Source organism: Flavobacterium plurextorum, assembly GCF_024638035.1.
Lineage (GTDB): Bacteria > Bacteroidota > Bacteroidia > Flavobacteriales > Flavobacteriaceae > Flavobacterium > Flavobacterium plurextorum.
This window is the reverse complement of sequence record NZ_CP100442.1, coordinates 281,702-296,834: the sequence shown is the minus strand read 5'-3', so window position 1 is coordinate 296,834 and position 15,133 is coordinate 281,702. Positions and strand designations below refer to the sequence as shown.

The following is a 15,133-nucleotide window of genomic DNA, read 5'->3' as shown; positions in this document are numbered from 1 at the left end:
ATGCATATTTGTTTTATAACAAACGAATTTCCGAAACAAGGTTTCCCACATGGAGGAATAGGAAGTTTTGTTAGAACATTGGCACCAGCACTAGTCAAACAAGGAATGAAAGTGTCAGTTGTTGGGATAAATTACATTGCAACAGAAGAAACTGAAATTGTTGAGGGTGTAGAAATTTATAGATTAAAGAAAAATACAGTAAAAGGCTTTACGTGGTATTTAAACTCTAAATCTATAAATAATAAAATCAAAGAAATACATCAAAGTAATTCAATACAAATTGTTGAATCATCTGAGCTTGGTCTCTCTTTTATAAATAAGCTGCCAGATGTAAAATATGTGATACGTCTGCATGGAGGTCATCATTTTTTTGCAGAAAGTGAAAAAAGAAAAATTGACAAATGGAAAGGGTTTCAGGAAAAAAGATCTTTCAAAAAAAGTGATGCATTTATAGCAGTTTCTCATTATGTAAAAAATCATACCGAAAAGTATTTGAGTTACAATAACAAACCACTAGTATATTTAAGTAACCCTATTGATACGGATTTTTTTAAACCTGTAAATGAAAATGAATCTCAGAACAAAATTGTTTTTGTTGGGACGGTTTGCGAGAAAAAAGGAATCCGGCAGTTGATTCAGGCTTTTCCGTTAGTAAATAAAAAGTTTCCTAATGTTTCATTAGAAATTTATGGAAGAGATTGGTTTTTTCCAGATGGAAGCTCTTACATACAGATGCTTAAAGAAAAGGAATTATCTCAATTAGGACAATTAGCAAGACATATTCATTTTCACGGAGCGATTCCTTTTGAAGATATTCCTGTTGATGAGGTTATTATTTTGGCTCCATTAAAAAAAAACAGGATAACAAAAATTGACAGCGCTTATCAACATAGCAAGATTGATTTTAGGAGCGTTTCCAACTTTAGCTTTACTAGTTTTAAAAACAGTTTTTTATCGATTTTCAAAATTCCATTTATCCTTTGGCAACTCTTTTGGGCTATGAAAGATGCTGATCATATACATTTGCGATGTCCAGGAAATATTGGATTATTGGGCTGTTTTGTTCAAATACTTTTTCCAAATAAAATAAAATCGGCGAAGTATGCAGGGAATTGGGACCCTCAAAGTAAACAGCCTTGGACATACCGTTTACAAAAGTATATTTTAACTAATACTTTTTTGAGCAGGAATGTACAGGTTTTGGTTTACGGAGACTGGGAAAATCAATCAAAAAATATAAGACCGTTTTTTACCGCAACTTATTCAGAGTCTGAAAAAGAATTGATCACAAAAAAGAGTTTAGATCAAACAATTGAGTTTGTATTTGCAGGCAGTTTAGTTGAAGGTAAAAATCCTATATATGCTGTTAAGTTAATCGAACAACTTATGAAAAAAGGAAATAAAGCGGTTTTAAATTTATACGGAGAAGGAAATGAAAGAGATTCTTTAGAAAAATATATTGTAGCAAATCAACTCCAAAATATTGTTTTTTTGCATGGTAATCAAGATAAAGAAACATTAAAAAAAGTCTACAAAAAAAGCCATTTTGTTATTTTACCTTCAAAGAGTGAAGGATGGCCAAAAGCTATTGCCGAGGGAATGTTTTGGGGCTGTATACCTATTGCGACAAAAGTTTCGTGTGTTCCATTTATGCTAGATTATGGAAAAAGAGGAATAGTATTGAGAATGAATTTAGAGAAAGATCGGGATCAAATAATTGATTTTTTAGATGAAAAACTTTTTCTAAAAATTAGTAGGAGAGCTGCTGATTGGTCACAGTATTATACAATTGAAATCTTCGAAACAGAACTTAAAAAGGTACTTGAGAAATGAGAGTGGTGCAAATTGTAGATTCACTTCAAATGGGTGGTGCCGAAAGAATGGCGGTGAATTATGCCAATGCTTTATCAAAAGAAGTGACTTTTTCAGGGTTGATTGTAACTCGAAAAGAGGGACAATTGTTTGATCAGATAAATGAAAATGTTTCGTATTTGTTTTTAAACAAAAAGGGCAAAGTTGATTTTAAAGCTGTTTTAAAGTTAAGAAGGTATATATTAAATAATAGAATCGAAATTATCCATGCGCACAGTACTTCTTTTTTTAGCGCAGTTTTAGTAAAATTGACATTGCCCAGAACTAAGATTTTCTGGCACGATCATTTTGGAAATAGAGCTGTTGAATCGAAGAGTAAGAATAAAATGTTGATTTTTTGTTCTTTCTTTTTTGCTTCCATTTTTGCAGCAAATCTGCAATTAGAAGATTGGAGCAAAAAAAATATGTTTTGTAAAAACGTTTTTTTTATTCCAAATTTCATTTTAGATACAAAAGATAATTTACAAACAACAAAACTAAAAGGAATTCTAGGCAGGCGAATAGTTTTTCTAGCAAATTTAAAAGAACCCAAAAATCACATTCTGATGCTTAAAGCTTTTCAAAATTTAAGATTACAGGAATCAGGATGGACTTTACATTTAATTGGAAAAGATTATTTCGACTCTTATTCAGTTTGTTTAAAGGAGTTTATAAGATTTAATTCATTAGAAAGCTATATTCATTTGTACGGAGAGAGGAACGATATCAAATATATATTATCACAATCTTCAGTTGGAGTTTTGGCTTCGACAAACGAAGGATTCCCAATAACTTTATTAGAGTACGCATCAGAAAAATTGGCAGTTCTTTCTTCAAATATTGGATATTGTTCGCAAATTATTGAAAATGGTTTTAACGGATTGTTATTTGACCCGTTAAACTATTTAGAATTAAAGGATCAGTTAAAATTACTAACTAACGATGAAGCATTGAGAACTACATTAGTAGTAAATTTTTCGAAATCAGCTGTAAAGAAATATTCAAAATCAGCTGTAATCAAAAAAGTAATACAGTTTTATAAAAATTAAATTAATGAAAAGAATCTCATTTTCTTATCTTATTTTAGTCCATGTTATAATTGCATTGATGGTTTTTGTGTTACCTTTTTTGTCAATGCTTTATGCTCTTTTAATTCCAGTTGTTGGCCTCTTTGTTGTTTTTCGAAGCAAGAATAAGAATAACGAAGTTCTTTATGTAAGTGCTTACTTCATAGGTGTTGAAGTTTTTTTGCGAATGACAGGAGGTAATTTCAGTAACGAATATGTAAAAACGCTGGTTGTCTTTTTTATGTTAACAGGCATGTTTTATAGTACTGTTTCAACTAAATCATTCGTTTATTTCTTTTATTTATTGTTGTTAATACCTGGGATTTTTGTTTCTGTAAGTACAGCTGATTTCAATATAGATATTAAAAAAGCTTTAGTATTTAATTTATCAGGTCCAGTGTGTTTAGCAGTTTCTTCAATCTATATGTTTAAAAGAAAAATTCTGTTTAAAGATCTTCAAAATATTATTTTAGTAATGGGACTTCCTATTATTTCAACAGTAGTTTATCTTTTCTTGTATAATCCAAGCGTAAAAGATGTTGTTACGGGTACGCAGTCTAATTTTGAAACTTCAGGAGGATTTGGACCTAATCAAGTTTCTACTATTTTAGGATTAGGAATGTTTGTCTTTTTCTCTCAATTGCTTTTGTTTTCAAAATCAAAAAAGAAAATTATTTTAAATGGAATTCTTCTGATTTTGGTAAGCTATCGAGCAATTGTTACCTTTTCGAGAGGTGGTGTTATTACTGGAATTGCCATGATTGTCTGTCTTATGGTTGTAATTTATTACATCTCGAATTCTCTTGGAAAAGCTAAAGTTGGTTTAGTTGTAATTTTGGCCTGCCTTTTAGGAATAGGTATTTGGGGATATACTATTTCGCAAACCAGCGGATTAATCGAAAAAAGATATGCTAATCAAGATGCTAAAGGAAGACAGAAAACAGATCGATTTGGTGGGAGAGAAGCAGTTATGAGTGCAGATCTTAAAATGTTTTTTGACAACCCCATTACTGGAGTAGGAGCAGGAATGGGAAAAGAATTGCGAAAAGATTCATTAGGACAAGAAGTTGCTTCTCATAACGAAATAACAAGAATGCTAAGCGAACATGGTGTATTTGGCATATTTGGACTTTTGATACTACTTATTACTCCGTTTGTATTATATGTCAACAATCGACAACATCTGTATTTTTTGTCTTTTTTTATTTTTTGGTTTCTTACAATAAATCATGCGGCCATGCGAACAGCAGCTCCTGCATTTATATATGCTTTAACACTTTTATTTGTACAAATAAAACTTCCAGAAAAAACAACACATTTGTAAGATAAAGTTTATGTTTTTGCGGTACATTTGCTTCGAAGTAAAGTTTTTAAATCTGCTAAAAAGTAAATGCCCTCAAATAAAAAAATGCACTTTGAAATTTCAGAACGAAAAGTATTACTTTTTGTTTTTGATATCTTTTTTGTTTTGACAGCTTTATATTTATTAAACAACATTTTTGATTGTAATTATCTTGCTTTTCAAAAAAAGTCCTTCTATCATCCCATAATTCTTATCACTTATCTCTCTGTTTTTGGAGTAGTCTTTGAGATTTATAATTTGCAGGTGGCGAGTAATCCGTTTCAAATATTTAAAAATGTTATTCGAGCGGTCTCAATTACAGTTTTAACTTATATTCTCACGCCGATTTTATCGCCTGAACTTTCAAAACAGCGACTGGTTATCTTAATCTTTTATTTCACAATATTAATTACCGTATTACTGTGGCGCTTTTTTTATGCCTTCTTTTTAGCGTCTCATCGTTTTTCACAAAATGTTGTATTGATATGCGGTCAAAATCAGGTTGAAGAATTGGTTTTAGGACTCGAAAATGTCGATCCGCATTATAAAATTGTAGGTTTCGTTAATTCTGATTCTGTTTCTGAGGAGAATACAGGTTTTCATTACGTAAAAGAAATTAAGAAAAATGAACTAGAAGATTTCGTCGCGAATCACAGTATCTCTGAAATTGTTATTGCATCTCAAAAAACAGATGGAATCAATACCGATTTGTATCAACAGTTGCTCCATTTACTAGAATCTGGAAATAGTATTAGAGAGTATACACAGGTTTATGAAAGTAAAACACAGCGAATACCATTGCATTATATTGCAAGAGACTTCTATCGTTTTTTTCCGTTTAGCCGCAGCAATAGCAATAAATTGTATTTGTCTTTAATCCGTCTTTTAGAATTTGTTTTTTCATTTGCAGGTTTAATAATCTGCATTGTTTTTATACCGTTTATTTCTTTGACCAATTTTTTTGCAAATAAAGGAAGTCTGTTTTATACGCAAGAACGAGTAGGAAAAAATGGAACCGTTTTTAAAATTTACAAATTTAGAACCATGGTTGAGGCTCAAGAAATGCAAAGCACAGTTTTTGCAGTTTCAAATGATGAACGGATAACTCCATTTGGTAAATTTATGCGTAAATCAAGGATTGATGAATTGCCGCAGTTTATCAATATTATAAAAGGAGATATGGCAGTAATTGGTCCAAGACCAGAAAGACCTTTTTTTGTTAAGGAAATCGCTCAAATAATGCCTTTTTATGAAACGCGTCATGTTATAAAACCGGGTCTTACTGGCTGGGCACAAGTTAATTATTCTTATGGAGAATCTATAGACGAGAGTTTGATAAAACTGCAGTATGATTTATACTATATTAAACACCGAAGTATTTTTCTAGATTTAAGTATCACTTTCAAAACTATAACTACCGTTTTATTTTATCGCGGACAATAATTAGATTATTATCGGGATGCGTTTTTTGTTTCTTATCGCAACTCGAACCAGCACAAAACCACTTGTAATTATCATTGGTAAAACAATTAAAAAATGTGCTTTATTGATTAGGAAAATTGCATAAACAATCAAGAAGATTAAATGTAAAATCGCAAATCGGTAAGTCCATCTTTTGTTTTTTGCAATTGAAAAAAGAATTAAAATCAATAATAGCGGACTAAACAGCAATACATTGTAATTCATTGCCAGTTCTTGGTGAAATGAATAAAAGCCCATTACAACAAAAAATACTCCTATTAAAGACAAAATGAATAAATAGATTTTATCAACAATTTTGTTATGAGCTAAAACGACAAAACCTAAAATAATTATATAAGTATAAATATTATTCCACCATGAGGATGGTGTTTCTTTTTCAAAACTCAAAAGAGTTTGGCTCTCTTTTGCTAAAGGATGATTTTGAAAAGTAGTTTTCGCTAAACTATTTTTTAATTCAAAAGGCAGAAAAATTTTGGTTCCCAATTGATCAACTTTAGTTCCAAAAATAATGCTAGTTCCTAATTGATCATAAAAATGACCATTAAAATAAGGGAATAAAATAGAACGATATGTTTTATCTGTGTCCTCTTTCTTAACGATAACATTTCCATTTAAAGTTGAGTTGATAATATCAACCACCATCGAAGTACAATTTTTATCAATGAACTTGTAGGTATAATAACGCTCTTCAGATAATAGAACAGAATTTAGTTTATCAAAAAGTTTTTGTTTTAAATCTTGAGAAATAAGAAGCTCTTGCTCAAAAACACTTCGTTTGTCCTCATTGTATTCGTTTAGAAATTCTGAAAAAGAATGTGTAATTACAAAATACTGTAAATCACCTTTCGCAAATTTTGCTACAAAGTTTGGAGTTCTAAAATCAAAAGCGCCAAAATTGTAAACAACATCAATATTGTTGGCAGGATCAGCTATCCGAATCGCAGTATGTCCAAAATAAGAATAGGTTTCATTACCTAAACCACAAGTAATCACACTTACTTTAGCATCTTTCGATAAAGGAATATTTTGGCTGTAACCAATAAAACTTAGTAATAATAGTAAACTAAAAAGTGTTTTTTTGAAAAGGACATTTTTCATGATTTAAAATTTTAAAAAGTTGAACGGTTTGAGAAAATTATCTAAAGATACCTAAATCTACTTTTAGTGAAAAAATATTTGAGTATAAAGCTGCGCTTTGATTTCCTAAATCGGTTAAAGCATAATCTATCTGAATGCCTTTGTATTTGAAACCCAGTCCAATATTAGGCTGAAAATTTAATTTTTCAGTATTATCTAATTGCATTACATTTTGAAAGTTTCCAGCACCGGCTCTTAGAAAAACCAGATTAGTGTAGCCAAATTCAAAACCAATTGCGGGATCAATACTAACAATTTTTGATGAAATAATATCATTTGTCTGCTCAAAGCGCATATTTAAATTGGCCGCCGCCATAAGACTGTAATCATTATGGAATTCAAATTTTTTAGAAACTCCTAATTGCGCTTTTGGCAAAGTAATTTCAGTACTTTCTGGTAATTCATTGTTTTCGCCCGGAATAGCATTTGCAATTTTGGCATATTCATCTTCATCAATATTCCAGACATTATAAGTAGTAGTAATATCGCGAAGCATTAAACCAAATTTCCAATTATTGCGTTCGAATTGCAATCCCACATCAAAACCAAAACCCCAAGAATTTGCAAATTTTCCAATAATTCGTCTAATTATTTTTGCGTTAACACCATATTGGAACCCGTCAACAGGCAGTTTTCTGGCATAAGAAAAAGTAAAACCATAATCAGCCGTAGAAAATAAACGAATTCGATTATAATCAATATTTCCCTGATTATCGATTAACTGTGTTGTGTCAAGAATATCATCAACACCAAAACGAATCATCGAAATTCCCCAAGCACTTTGATCATCAATTGGGCTTGCATAACCTATAAAATCATATTGAGCAATATTGGCAAAATAGCTGGCATGCATCAATGAAATCTGATGATCTTCTAGATGCGTTAAACCAGCAGGATTCCAATAAACCGCATTAACATCATTTGTAGACGCAGTAACAGCACTCGACATTCCTAACGCCGCCGCATCGACACCAATATTCATAAACTCATTCGAGTATTTTCGAACAGTTTGTGCATACTGAGAAGTAAAACTCCAAAATAGTAAAAACGCTAAAAGTTTCTTCAACTGATATTTTTTTGCAGACGAGAGCCTGTTTTTATTTTTTTTCAAAAATATGATAATTTATGCATCTAATTTCTTCGTTTCGAGAAATATTGATCAAGCTTTAATTTGTATTAAAAAACAATTGTAAAAACACGTTTTTCATGGACATATTATGCTAAATTTGTTGACCAAGATTATCAAAATTTATAAAACATGAATATTAAAAAGCACATTCCAAATTTAATTACATTAATTAATCTTTTTTGTGGTTGTATAGCTGTTGTCTTTATTTCTAAAGCTAATTATGAAATGGCTTTTTATATGGTTTGTTTAGGAATCTTTTTTGACTTTTTTGATGGTTTTTTTGCCAGATTATTTAAAGTTTCGAGTCCGCTTGGACTTCAATTAGATTCACTTGCAGATATGGTAACCAGTGGTGTTGCTCCAGGATATGTAATGTATTCTTTGTTTGTAAAAAGTGCACATCCACATGATATAATTGGATCCGAGTTTATTCCTTTTTTAGGATTTATTGTAACATTAGGCTCTTGCTACCGTTTAGCAAATTTTAATATTGATACAAGACAAACAGATTCTTTTATAGGTTTGCCAACACCAGCAAATGCTCTTTTTATTTTGAGTCTCCCTTTGGTTCTTAAATTTTCAGATTCTTTAATGCTGTTAGAAATTCTGAGTAATCAATGGGTTTTGCTTGCAATTACTTTATGCAGTGCCTATATTTTGAATGCCGAAATTCCGTTATTTTCTTTAAAATTCAAGAAATTCAATCTTAAAGATAATGCATTGCAAGTTGGATTTTTAGTTATTTCTTTGGTATTACTTTTATTGTTTCAATTTGGAGCGGTTCCCTTAATCATTATTTTTTATGTGCTATTATCGATCATAAATAATATGTTTTTGAAAAAGTAGTTTTATTCGAATGGCAAGAAAAACGACACGACGAACTTCTTACACACGAAAAACGAAACCTGCCAGATCTGTTTTTAGTAAATTATTCCGTTTCATTATATTTAGTTTTTTAGGATTAATTTTCATTGGAACAATTTATCATTATCGTTCAGGATTGGCTTATTATTTAGGTTTTAAGTCAGATAAAGTTTTAGAAGAAGATGCGGTAGATAAACACCTTTCAGACGTTAGAAATATTCAAGTTCTTGAAAATCATAAAGGAAAGGTAATTGGAATTGATGTTTCTGAATTTCAAGGAACTGTCGATTGGGATGAGGTTGAGATTCTAGAAGAAAAATACCCTGTGCAATTTGTTTTTATTCGTGCAACAGCAGGAAATGACAGAGTTGACAGGCAGTTTAAATACAATTGGGAAGAAGCTAAAAAAAATAAAATCATACGAGGTGCTTATCACTATTATCGCCCGAATGAAAATTCTATAGAGCAAGCAGATCTTTTTATAAAAACAGTAAAGTTGAAAAAAGGCGATTTACCGCCGGTTCTTGATATCGAAAAGCTTCCAAAAAATCAATCTATTGATAGTTTAAAAAAAGGATTAAAGCGCTGGCTTAACAAAGTAGAAGCACATTATCAAGTTCGCCCTATCATTTACTCAGGAGAACGGTATTACTCAGATTTTTTAAAAGAAGAATTTGGAGAATATTTATTTTGGATCGCCAATTACAACTTTTATAGAGAAAAAATTGATGAAGAATGGCTGTTTTGGCAGTTTACAGAAAAAGCTTCTCTGCCGGGAATAAAACATCGTGTAGATGTGAATATTTATAATGGTGATTTAGAACAGCTGCAGTTTATTACAGTTGATTGACATTGATCAGTTCTTAAAAAAAACTGATCAATGATTACTTTTTTAAGAACTGATCACTAAAGACCTGAACACTTAATACTATAAATTAGAATTCCAATTTCTTTTTACGAAGTTCGAAGTTTTGTCCAAGATATACACGGCGAACCATTTCGTCTTCAACAAGTTCTTCTGGAATTCCTGCTTTTAGGATTCCTCCTTCAAACATTAAATATGTTTTATCGGTAATTGCTAAAGTTTCCTGAACGTTGTGGTCAGTAATTAAGATTCCGATATTTTTGTTCTTTAATTGTGCCACAATTCTCTGAATATCTTCAACCGCAACAGGGTCAACTCCAGCGAAAGGTTCATCAAGCAAAATAAATTTGGGATCTGTTGCTAATGCGCGAGCAATTTCGGTACGACGACGCTCACCTCCAGAAAGTAAATCACCTCGATTCGTGCGAATATGTTCTAAACTGAATTCTTCAATTAAGCTCTCCATCTTAGCATATTGTTCTTCCTTAGAAAGTTTTGTCAGCTGCAAAACACTCAAGATATTGTCTTCAATACTTAACTTTCTAAAAACAGATGCTTCTTGTGCCAAATAGCCAATTCCTTGCTGAGCACGTTTGTACATCGGGTAATCAGTAATGTTCAAATCGTCAAGATAAATATTTCCTGAGTTTGGTTTTACCAATCCTACGATCATGTAAAAAGAAGTTGTTTTTCCAGCACCATTTGGTCCCAAAAGTCCAACGATTTCTCCTTGATTTACTTCAACAGAGATTCCTTTTACAACACTACGGCCTTTATACGTTTTGATTAAATTATCGGCTCTTAGCTTCATTTTTTTTAATTAGATAATATGTCAATTTGATAATGAGATGATTACATCTCCAATGGGCAAAATAAAGGAAAATAAATCAATAGGATAAATGAATTAACATATTGTCAAGAAAATTATCTAATTGACTAATTGTCTCATTTTCTAATTGCCCTGCTCTTCAAGAGCTTCCCAAAACTCGTAAGCTCTTCTTAAATGCGGGATTACAATTGTTCCTCCAACAAGAGTTGCAATTCCCATCGCTTCCATCATTTCTTCCTTTGTAACGCCTTCTTTATGACTTGTTTCTAGATGATATTTTACACAATCATCACAACGCAAAACTGCAGATGCTACTAATCCTAAAAGTTCTTTGGTTTTTACATCAAGAGCTCCTGGCGCATAAGCATTAGTGTCAAGATTAAAAATTCGCTTTACAATTTTGTTGTTATCAGCAAGCAGTTTTTCGTTCATTTTAGAACGGTAGTCGTTGAATTCTTGAATAATATCAGACATTCTCTTTCAATTTATTTTTATAAACAATTTTAGATATTAGAATACTTACTTCGTAGATGATTAACATTGGTATAGCTACAATTGTTTGGCTCACTACATCTGGCGGAGTAACAATTGCGGCTACGATTAGAATGATAACAACAGCGTATTTCCAATATTTTCTTAAAAAATCAGGGGTTACTAAACCTAATTTAGTTAAGAAATAAATGATAATTGGCAGTTCAAAAAACAATCCGCTCGCCAGAATACTCGTTTTTACCATTCCCATATAAGATTCTATTGTAAACTGATTTACAACCATTTTACTTATAGAGAAAGTAGCGACGAAATTCACTGACATTGGTATTACAACATAATAACCAAATATTACTCCTAAAAAGAAAAGTAACGAAGAGGTAAATATAAAAACCTTCGCATTTTTTCTTTCTTTTTCATACAATGCAGGACTGATGAATTTCCAAACTTCCCATAAAATATAAGGAAAACTTAAAATAAAACCAGCCAAAAGACACATCCATACAAAAATATTAACCTGTCCTTCCATTTCTGTATTCTGAATAATGAAATTCAATTCAGTAATACAAATGCTGTCAGCAAATCCTAATTGATGAGATAAGTCGCAAAACCATTGATAAGTGAAAAAAGTAGGTCTTGTTGGACCTAGAATAATTTCATCAAACAAATAATCACTAATAAAATAAGTAACAAATGCCATAATACATATAGCAAAAGTACTTCTAACTAATAACCATCTTAGTTCTTCAAGATGATCTAAAAATGACATTTCGCCAAGATTTTTCTTTGCCATTATACGATTCCTTCTTTTAAAATGTCATGTAAATGCAGTACTCCTTTGTATTCGCCGTTGTCTGCAACGATAAGCTGTGTTATAGAAAAATCTTCTAGAATATTTAAGGCGTCAACAGCCATAGTTTCTGAAGATACTAATTTTGGGTTTTTAGACATAATGTCTTTAGCAGTCAAATCTGCAATAGAATCTCTGTCGTTCAGCATTCTTCTAATGTCTCCATCAGTGATAATGCCTACGATTTTGTCATTTTCAATAACTGCTGTAACTCCTAGCCTTTTTTCAGAGATTTCAAAAATTACCTTTTTAACAGACGTTTCAGGAGTTACCATTGGTTTTAACGAATGCTCAATCATATCTTTTACGCGAAGCAGTAATTTTTTACCCAAAGCACCTCCCGGATGATAAACCGCAAAATCTTCAGGTTTAAAATCACGCATTTCCATAAGGCATACAGCAAGTGCGTCTCCCATTACAAGTTGTGCAGTAGTGCTGTTTGTTGGAGCTAGATTAATAGGGCAGGCCTCAGTATCTACAGTAGTATTTAAAACATAATCAGAACCTTTGGCTAAAGCCGAAGTTATATTTCCTGTAATTGCGATTAAAGTATTTCCGAAGCGTTTTAATAACGGTACTAGTACTTTAATTTCAGGGCTGTTGCCGCTTTTTGAAATGCAAATAATGATGTCTTCATTTTGTATCATTCCTAAATCGCCGTGAATTGCCTCTGAAGCATGCAGGAACATAGAAGGCGTTCCGGTAGAGTTGAAAGTAGCAACCATTTTTTGAGCAATAATGGCGCTTTTTCCTATGCCGGTAACGATTAAACGACCTTTAGTTTCATATATGCGCTGGGTTGCTTCGAAGAAATTTTCATCAAGAAAATCGATTAACTTTGTAATTGCTTCACTTTCAGAGAGTATGGTTTTTTTGGCAATCGCCAATATATTTTCTTTTGTGATCAAAACAGAATATTTAAAATTTGTATGTATAAAAGAAAGTTGTATCTTTATGTGTTGCAAATTTATACAAAAATATCCATTTAAATAAAGAATGAATTCAAACGAAATTGAAATACATAAGGAATTAAAGAAGTATTTCGGCTTTAGCCAATTTAAAGGCTTGCAAGAGCAAGTCATTACGAGTATTTTAGATAAAAAGAATACTTTTGTAATTATGCCTACTGGCGGAGGAAAGTCTCTTTGTTATCAATTACCCGCTTTAATTCAGGAAGGAACAGCCATTGTTGTATCTCCTTTAATTGCTTTGATGAAAAATCAGGTAGATGCGATTCGAAGCCTTTCTTCAGAAAACGGAATTGCACATGTACTGAATTCCTCACTTACTAAAACAGAAATTGCACAAGTTAAAAAAGACATTTCGTCTGGATTGACTAAACTCTTGTATGTGGCTCCAGAATCTTTAACGAAAGAAGAATATGTTACTTTCTTGCAAAGTGTACCCATTTCATTTGTTGCTATCGATGAAGCACATTGTATTTCAGAATGGGGTCATGATTTTAGACCAGAATACCGGAATCTTAGAAACATAATTAAACAATTAGGTAAAGTTCCAATTATTGGACTTACCGCTACTGCCACGCCAAAGGTACAGGAAGATATCCTGAAGAACTTGGATATGGTAGATGCAAATACTTTTAAAGCTTCGTTTAACAGACCTAATTTATATTACGAAGTACGTACAAAAACTAAAAATATTGAGTCGGATATTATTCGATTTATCAAACAACATAAAGGCAAATCAGGAATTATTTACTGTTTGAGCCGTAAAAAAGTAGAATCGATTGCTGAGGTTTTACAAGTAAATGGAATTAGCGCTGTTCCTTACCACGCTGGTTTAGATGCAAAAACAAGAGCAAAACATCAGGATATGTTTTTGATGGAAGACGTTGATGTAGTAGTTGCAACAATTGCTTTCGGAATGGGAATAGACAAACCCGATGTTCGTTTTGTAATTCACCACGATATTCCAAAATCACTAGAAAGCTATTATCAAGAAACAGGACGCGCTGGCCGTGATGGCGGGGAAGGACATTGCTTGGCATATTACTCGTATAAAGATGTAGAGAAACTAGAAAAATTTATGTCTGGTAAACCAGTTGCCGAACAAGAAATTGGTTTTGCTCTTCTGCAAGAAGTTGTCGCTTATGCAGAAACCTCTATGTCACGCCGTAAATTTTTACTCCATTACTTTGGTGAAGAATTTGACAGCGAAACTGGCGAAGGCGCAGATATGGATGACAATGTTCGTAATCCTAAAAATAAAGTTGAAGCCAAAGATCAAGTCGTTAAGTTGCTTGAAATTGTTCGCGATACCAAACATATATATAAGTCGAAAGAAATTGTCTTTACCTTAATAGGTCGCGTTAATGCCGTTATAAAAGCGCATAAAACAGATACGCAGTCTTTCTTTGGTTCAGGTTCAGATCATGACGAGAAATATTGGATGGCTTTGCTTAGACAAGTTTTAGTAAGCGGCTATTTATCAAAAGATATTGAAACTTATGGCGTAATAAAAATTACCAAACAAGGTTTAGATTTTATTAAAAAACCAGTTTCATTCCTGATGTCAGAAGATCACGAATACAGTGAAGCTGATGATGAAGCTATTGTTGCATCATCAAAATCATCAGGTACCGCAGATGAAGTTTTAATGGGAATGCTGCGTGAACTACGTAAAAAGGTGGCTAAAAAATTAGGTGTTCCTCCATTTGTTGTTTTTCAAGATCCTTCACTTGAAGACATGGCTTTAAAATATCCAATTTCATTAACTGAATTGTACAATATTCATGGAGTTGGTGAAGGAAAAGCTAAAAAATATGGAAGCGAATTTGTTACCTTAATAAGCAGATATGTTGAAGATAATGATATTATTCGTCCAGATGATTTAGTGGTAAAATCTACCGGAGTAAATTCTGCCAATAAATTGTATATCATTCAGAATATTGATCGAAAATTACCTTTAAGTGATATTGCTTCTGCAAAAGGGCTTTCGATGGATGCATTGATTAAAGAAATGGAGCAAATAGTATATTCAGGAACAAAACTGAATATTAAATATTGGGTTGATGATATGCTCGATGATGATCAGCAAGAGGAAATTCACGATTATTTCATGGAATCCGAATCAGATAAAATCGAAGACGCTCTAAAAGAATTCGACGGCGATTACGATATTGATGAATTACGTTTAATGCGTATTAAGTTTATTAGTGAAGTAGCTAATTAGTTAAATGAAAAATGTGAGATGTTAAATGTATTTTGA

At 31.9% G+C, this 15,133-nt stretch carries 13 protein-coding genes; 7 read left to right on the top strand and 6 right to left on the bottom strand.

Going from position 1 to position 15,133, the window contains the following annotated elements:
* From NLG42_RS01425 to NLG42_RS01410, 4 genes are all read left to right on the top strand, one after another.
* Positions 1-1,833, top strand: a complete 1,833-nt coding sequence (locus NLG42_RS01425) for a glycosyltransferase (RefSeq protein ID WP_257682802.1) — start codon at positions 1-3, stop codon at positions 1,831-1,833.
* On the top strand, positions 1,830-2,900 hold the full coding sequence (locus NLG42_RS01420; RefSeq protein ID WP_257682801.1) for a glycosyltransferase: 1,071 nt from the start codon (positions 1,830-1,832) through the stop codon (positions 2,898-2,900). The genes NLG42_RS01425 and NLG42_RS01420 overlap by 4 nt, the downstream gene beginning before the upstream one ends.
* 4 nt (positions 2,901-2,904) lie before the next feature.
* Positions 2,905-4,242, top strand: a complete 1,338-nt coding sequence (locus NLG42_RS01415; protein ID WP_257682800.1) for an O-antigen ligase family protein — start codon at positions 2,905-2,907, stop codon at positions 4,240-4,242.
* 66 nt (positions 4,243-4,308) lie between these two features.
* Complete coding sequence (locus NLG42_RS01410) at positions 4,309-5,703, top strand: sugar transferase (protein ID WP_257682799.1); 1,395 nt, start codon at positions 4,309-4,311, stop codon at positions 5,701-5,703.
* On the opposite strand, the gene NLG42_RS01405 is transcribed toward NLG42_RS01410, so the two are convergent.
* A complete protein-coding gene (locus tag NLG42_RS01405) occupies positions 5,704-6,840 on the bottom strand; it encodes a DUF4105 domain-containing protein (RefSeq protein ID WP_257682798.1) in 1,137 nt (378 codons plus the stop codon).
* Positions 6,841-6,877: 37 nt separating this feature from the next.
* A complete protein-coding gene (locus NLG42_RS01400; protein ID WP_470303273.1) occupies positions 6,878-7,945 on the bottom strand; it encodes a putative type IX sorting system protein PorV2 in 1,068 nt (355 codons plus the stop codon).
* A gap of 192 nt (positions 7,946-8,137) precedes the next feature.
* On the opposite strand from NLG42_RS01400, the gene NLG42_RS01395 reads away from it, so the two are divergent.
* Entirely contained in the window at positions 8,138-8,854 is a 717-nt protein-coding gene (locus tag NLG42_RS01395) for a CDP-alcohol phosphatidyltransferase family protein (RefSeq protein WP_257682797.1), read from the top strand.
* 10 nt (positions 8,855-8,864) lie between these two features.
* Entirely contained in the window at positions 8,865-9,722 is an 858-nt protein-coding gene (locus NLG42_RS01390; RefSeq protein WP_257682796.1) for a glycoside hydrolase family 25 protein, read from the top strand.
* Between the two features lie 85 nt (positions 9,723-9,807).
* Here the strand turns inward: NLG42_RS01390 and lptB are convergent, their stop codons facing one another.
* The 4 genes from lptB to NLG42_RS01370 form a co-directional block, all read right to left on the bottom strand.
* Positions 9,808-10,548, bottom strand: a complete 741-nt coding sequence (lptB, locus tag NLG42_RS01385) for an LPS export ABC transporter ATP-binding protein (protein ID WP_089055265.1) — start codon at positions 10,546-10,548, stop codon at positions 9,808-9,810.
* Positions 10,549-10,689: 141 nt separating this feature from the next.
* Positions 10,690-11,040 carry a carboxymuconolactone decarboxylase family protein gene (locus NLG42_RS01380; protein ID WP_257682795.1) on the bottom strand — a complete coding sequence of 117 codons (351 nt, stop codon included), beginning with the start codon at positions 11,038-11,040 and terminating at the stop codon, positions 10,690-10,692.
* Positions 11,033-11,848, bottom strand: a complete 816-nt coding sequence (gene tatC / locus NLG42_RS01375) for a twin-arginine translocase subunit TatC (protein ID WP_257682794.1) — start codon at positions 11,846-11,848, stop codon at positions 11,033-11,035. The genes NLG42_RS01380 and tatC overlap by 8 nt, the downstream gene beginning before the upstream one ends.
* The gene (locus NLG42_RS01370) at positions 11,848-12,813 is read right to left on the bottom strand and encodes a KpsF/GutQ family sugar-phosphate isomerase (RefSeq protein ID WP_164975037.1); all 966 of its coding nucleotides are present in this window, start codon (positions 12,811-12,813) and stop codon (positions 11,848-11,850) included. The genes tatC and NLG42_RS01370 overlap by 1 nt, the downstream gene beginning before the upstream one ends.
* Positions 12,814-12,901: 88 nt before the next feature.
* Between NLG42_RS01370 and recQ the strand changes: the two genes are divergently transcribed.
* Positions 12,902-15,097, top strand: coding sequence for a DNA helicase RecQ (gene recQ / locus NLG42_RS01365; RefSeq protein WP_129024667.1), 2,196 nt, complete (start codon positions 12,902-12,904; stop codon positions 15,095-15,097).
* Positions 15,098-15,133 lie beyond the last annotated feature (36 nt).

Bases quoted from the DNA above. Each gene is read 5' to 3' on its own strand.
- NLG42_RS01425 (WP_257682802.1), top strand. From the start codon at position 1: ATGCATATTTGTTTTATAACAAACGAATTTCCGAAACAAGGTTTCCCA.
- NLG42_RS01420 (WP_257682801.1), top strand. From the start codon at position 1,830: ATGAGAGTGGTGCAAATTGTAGATTCACTTCAAATGGGTGGTGCCGAA.
- NLG42_RS01415 (WP_257682800.1), top strand. From the start codon at position 2,905: ATGAAAAGAATCTCATTTTCTTATCTTATTTTAGTCCATGTTATAATT.
- NLG42_RS01410 (WP_257682799.1), top strand. From the start codon at position 4,309: ATGCCCTCAAATAAAAAAATGCACTTTGAAATTTCAGAACGAAAAGTA.
- NLG42_RS01405 (WP_257682798.1), bottom strand. From the start codon at position 6,840: ATGAAAAATGTCCTTTTCAAAAAAACACTTTTTAGTTTACTATTATTA.
- NLG42_RS01395 (WP_257682797.1), top strand. From the start codon at position 8,138: ATGAATATTAAAAAGCACATTCCAAATTTAATTACATTAATTAATCTT.
- NLG42_RS01390 (WP_257682796.1), top strand. From the start codon at position 8,865: ATGGCAAGAAAAACGACACGACGAACTTCTTACACACGAAAAACGAAA.
- lptB (WP_089055265.1), bottom strand. From the start codon at position 10,548: ATGAAGCTAAGAGCCGATAATTTAATCAAAACGTATAAAGGCCGTAGT.
- NLG42_RS01380 (WP_257682795.1), bottom strand. From the start codon at position 11,040: ATGTCTGATATTATTCAAGAATTCAACGACTACCGTTCTAAAATGAAC.
- tatC (WP_257682794.1), bottom strand. From the start codon at position 11,848: ATGGCAAAGAAAAATCTTGGCGAAATGTCATTTTTAGATCATCTTGAA.
- recQ (WP_129024667.1), top strand. From the start codon at position 12,902: ATGAATTCAAACGAAATTGAAATACATAAGGAATTAAAGAAGTATTTC.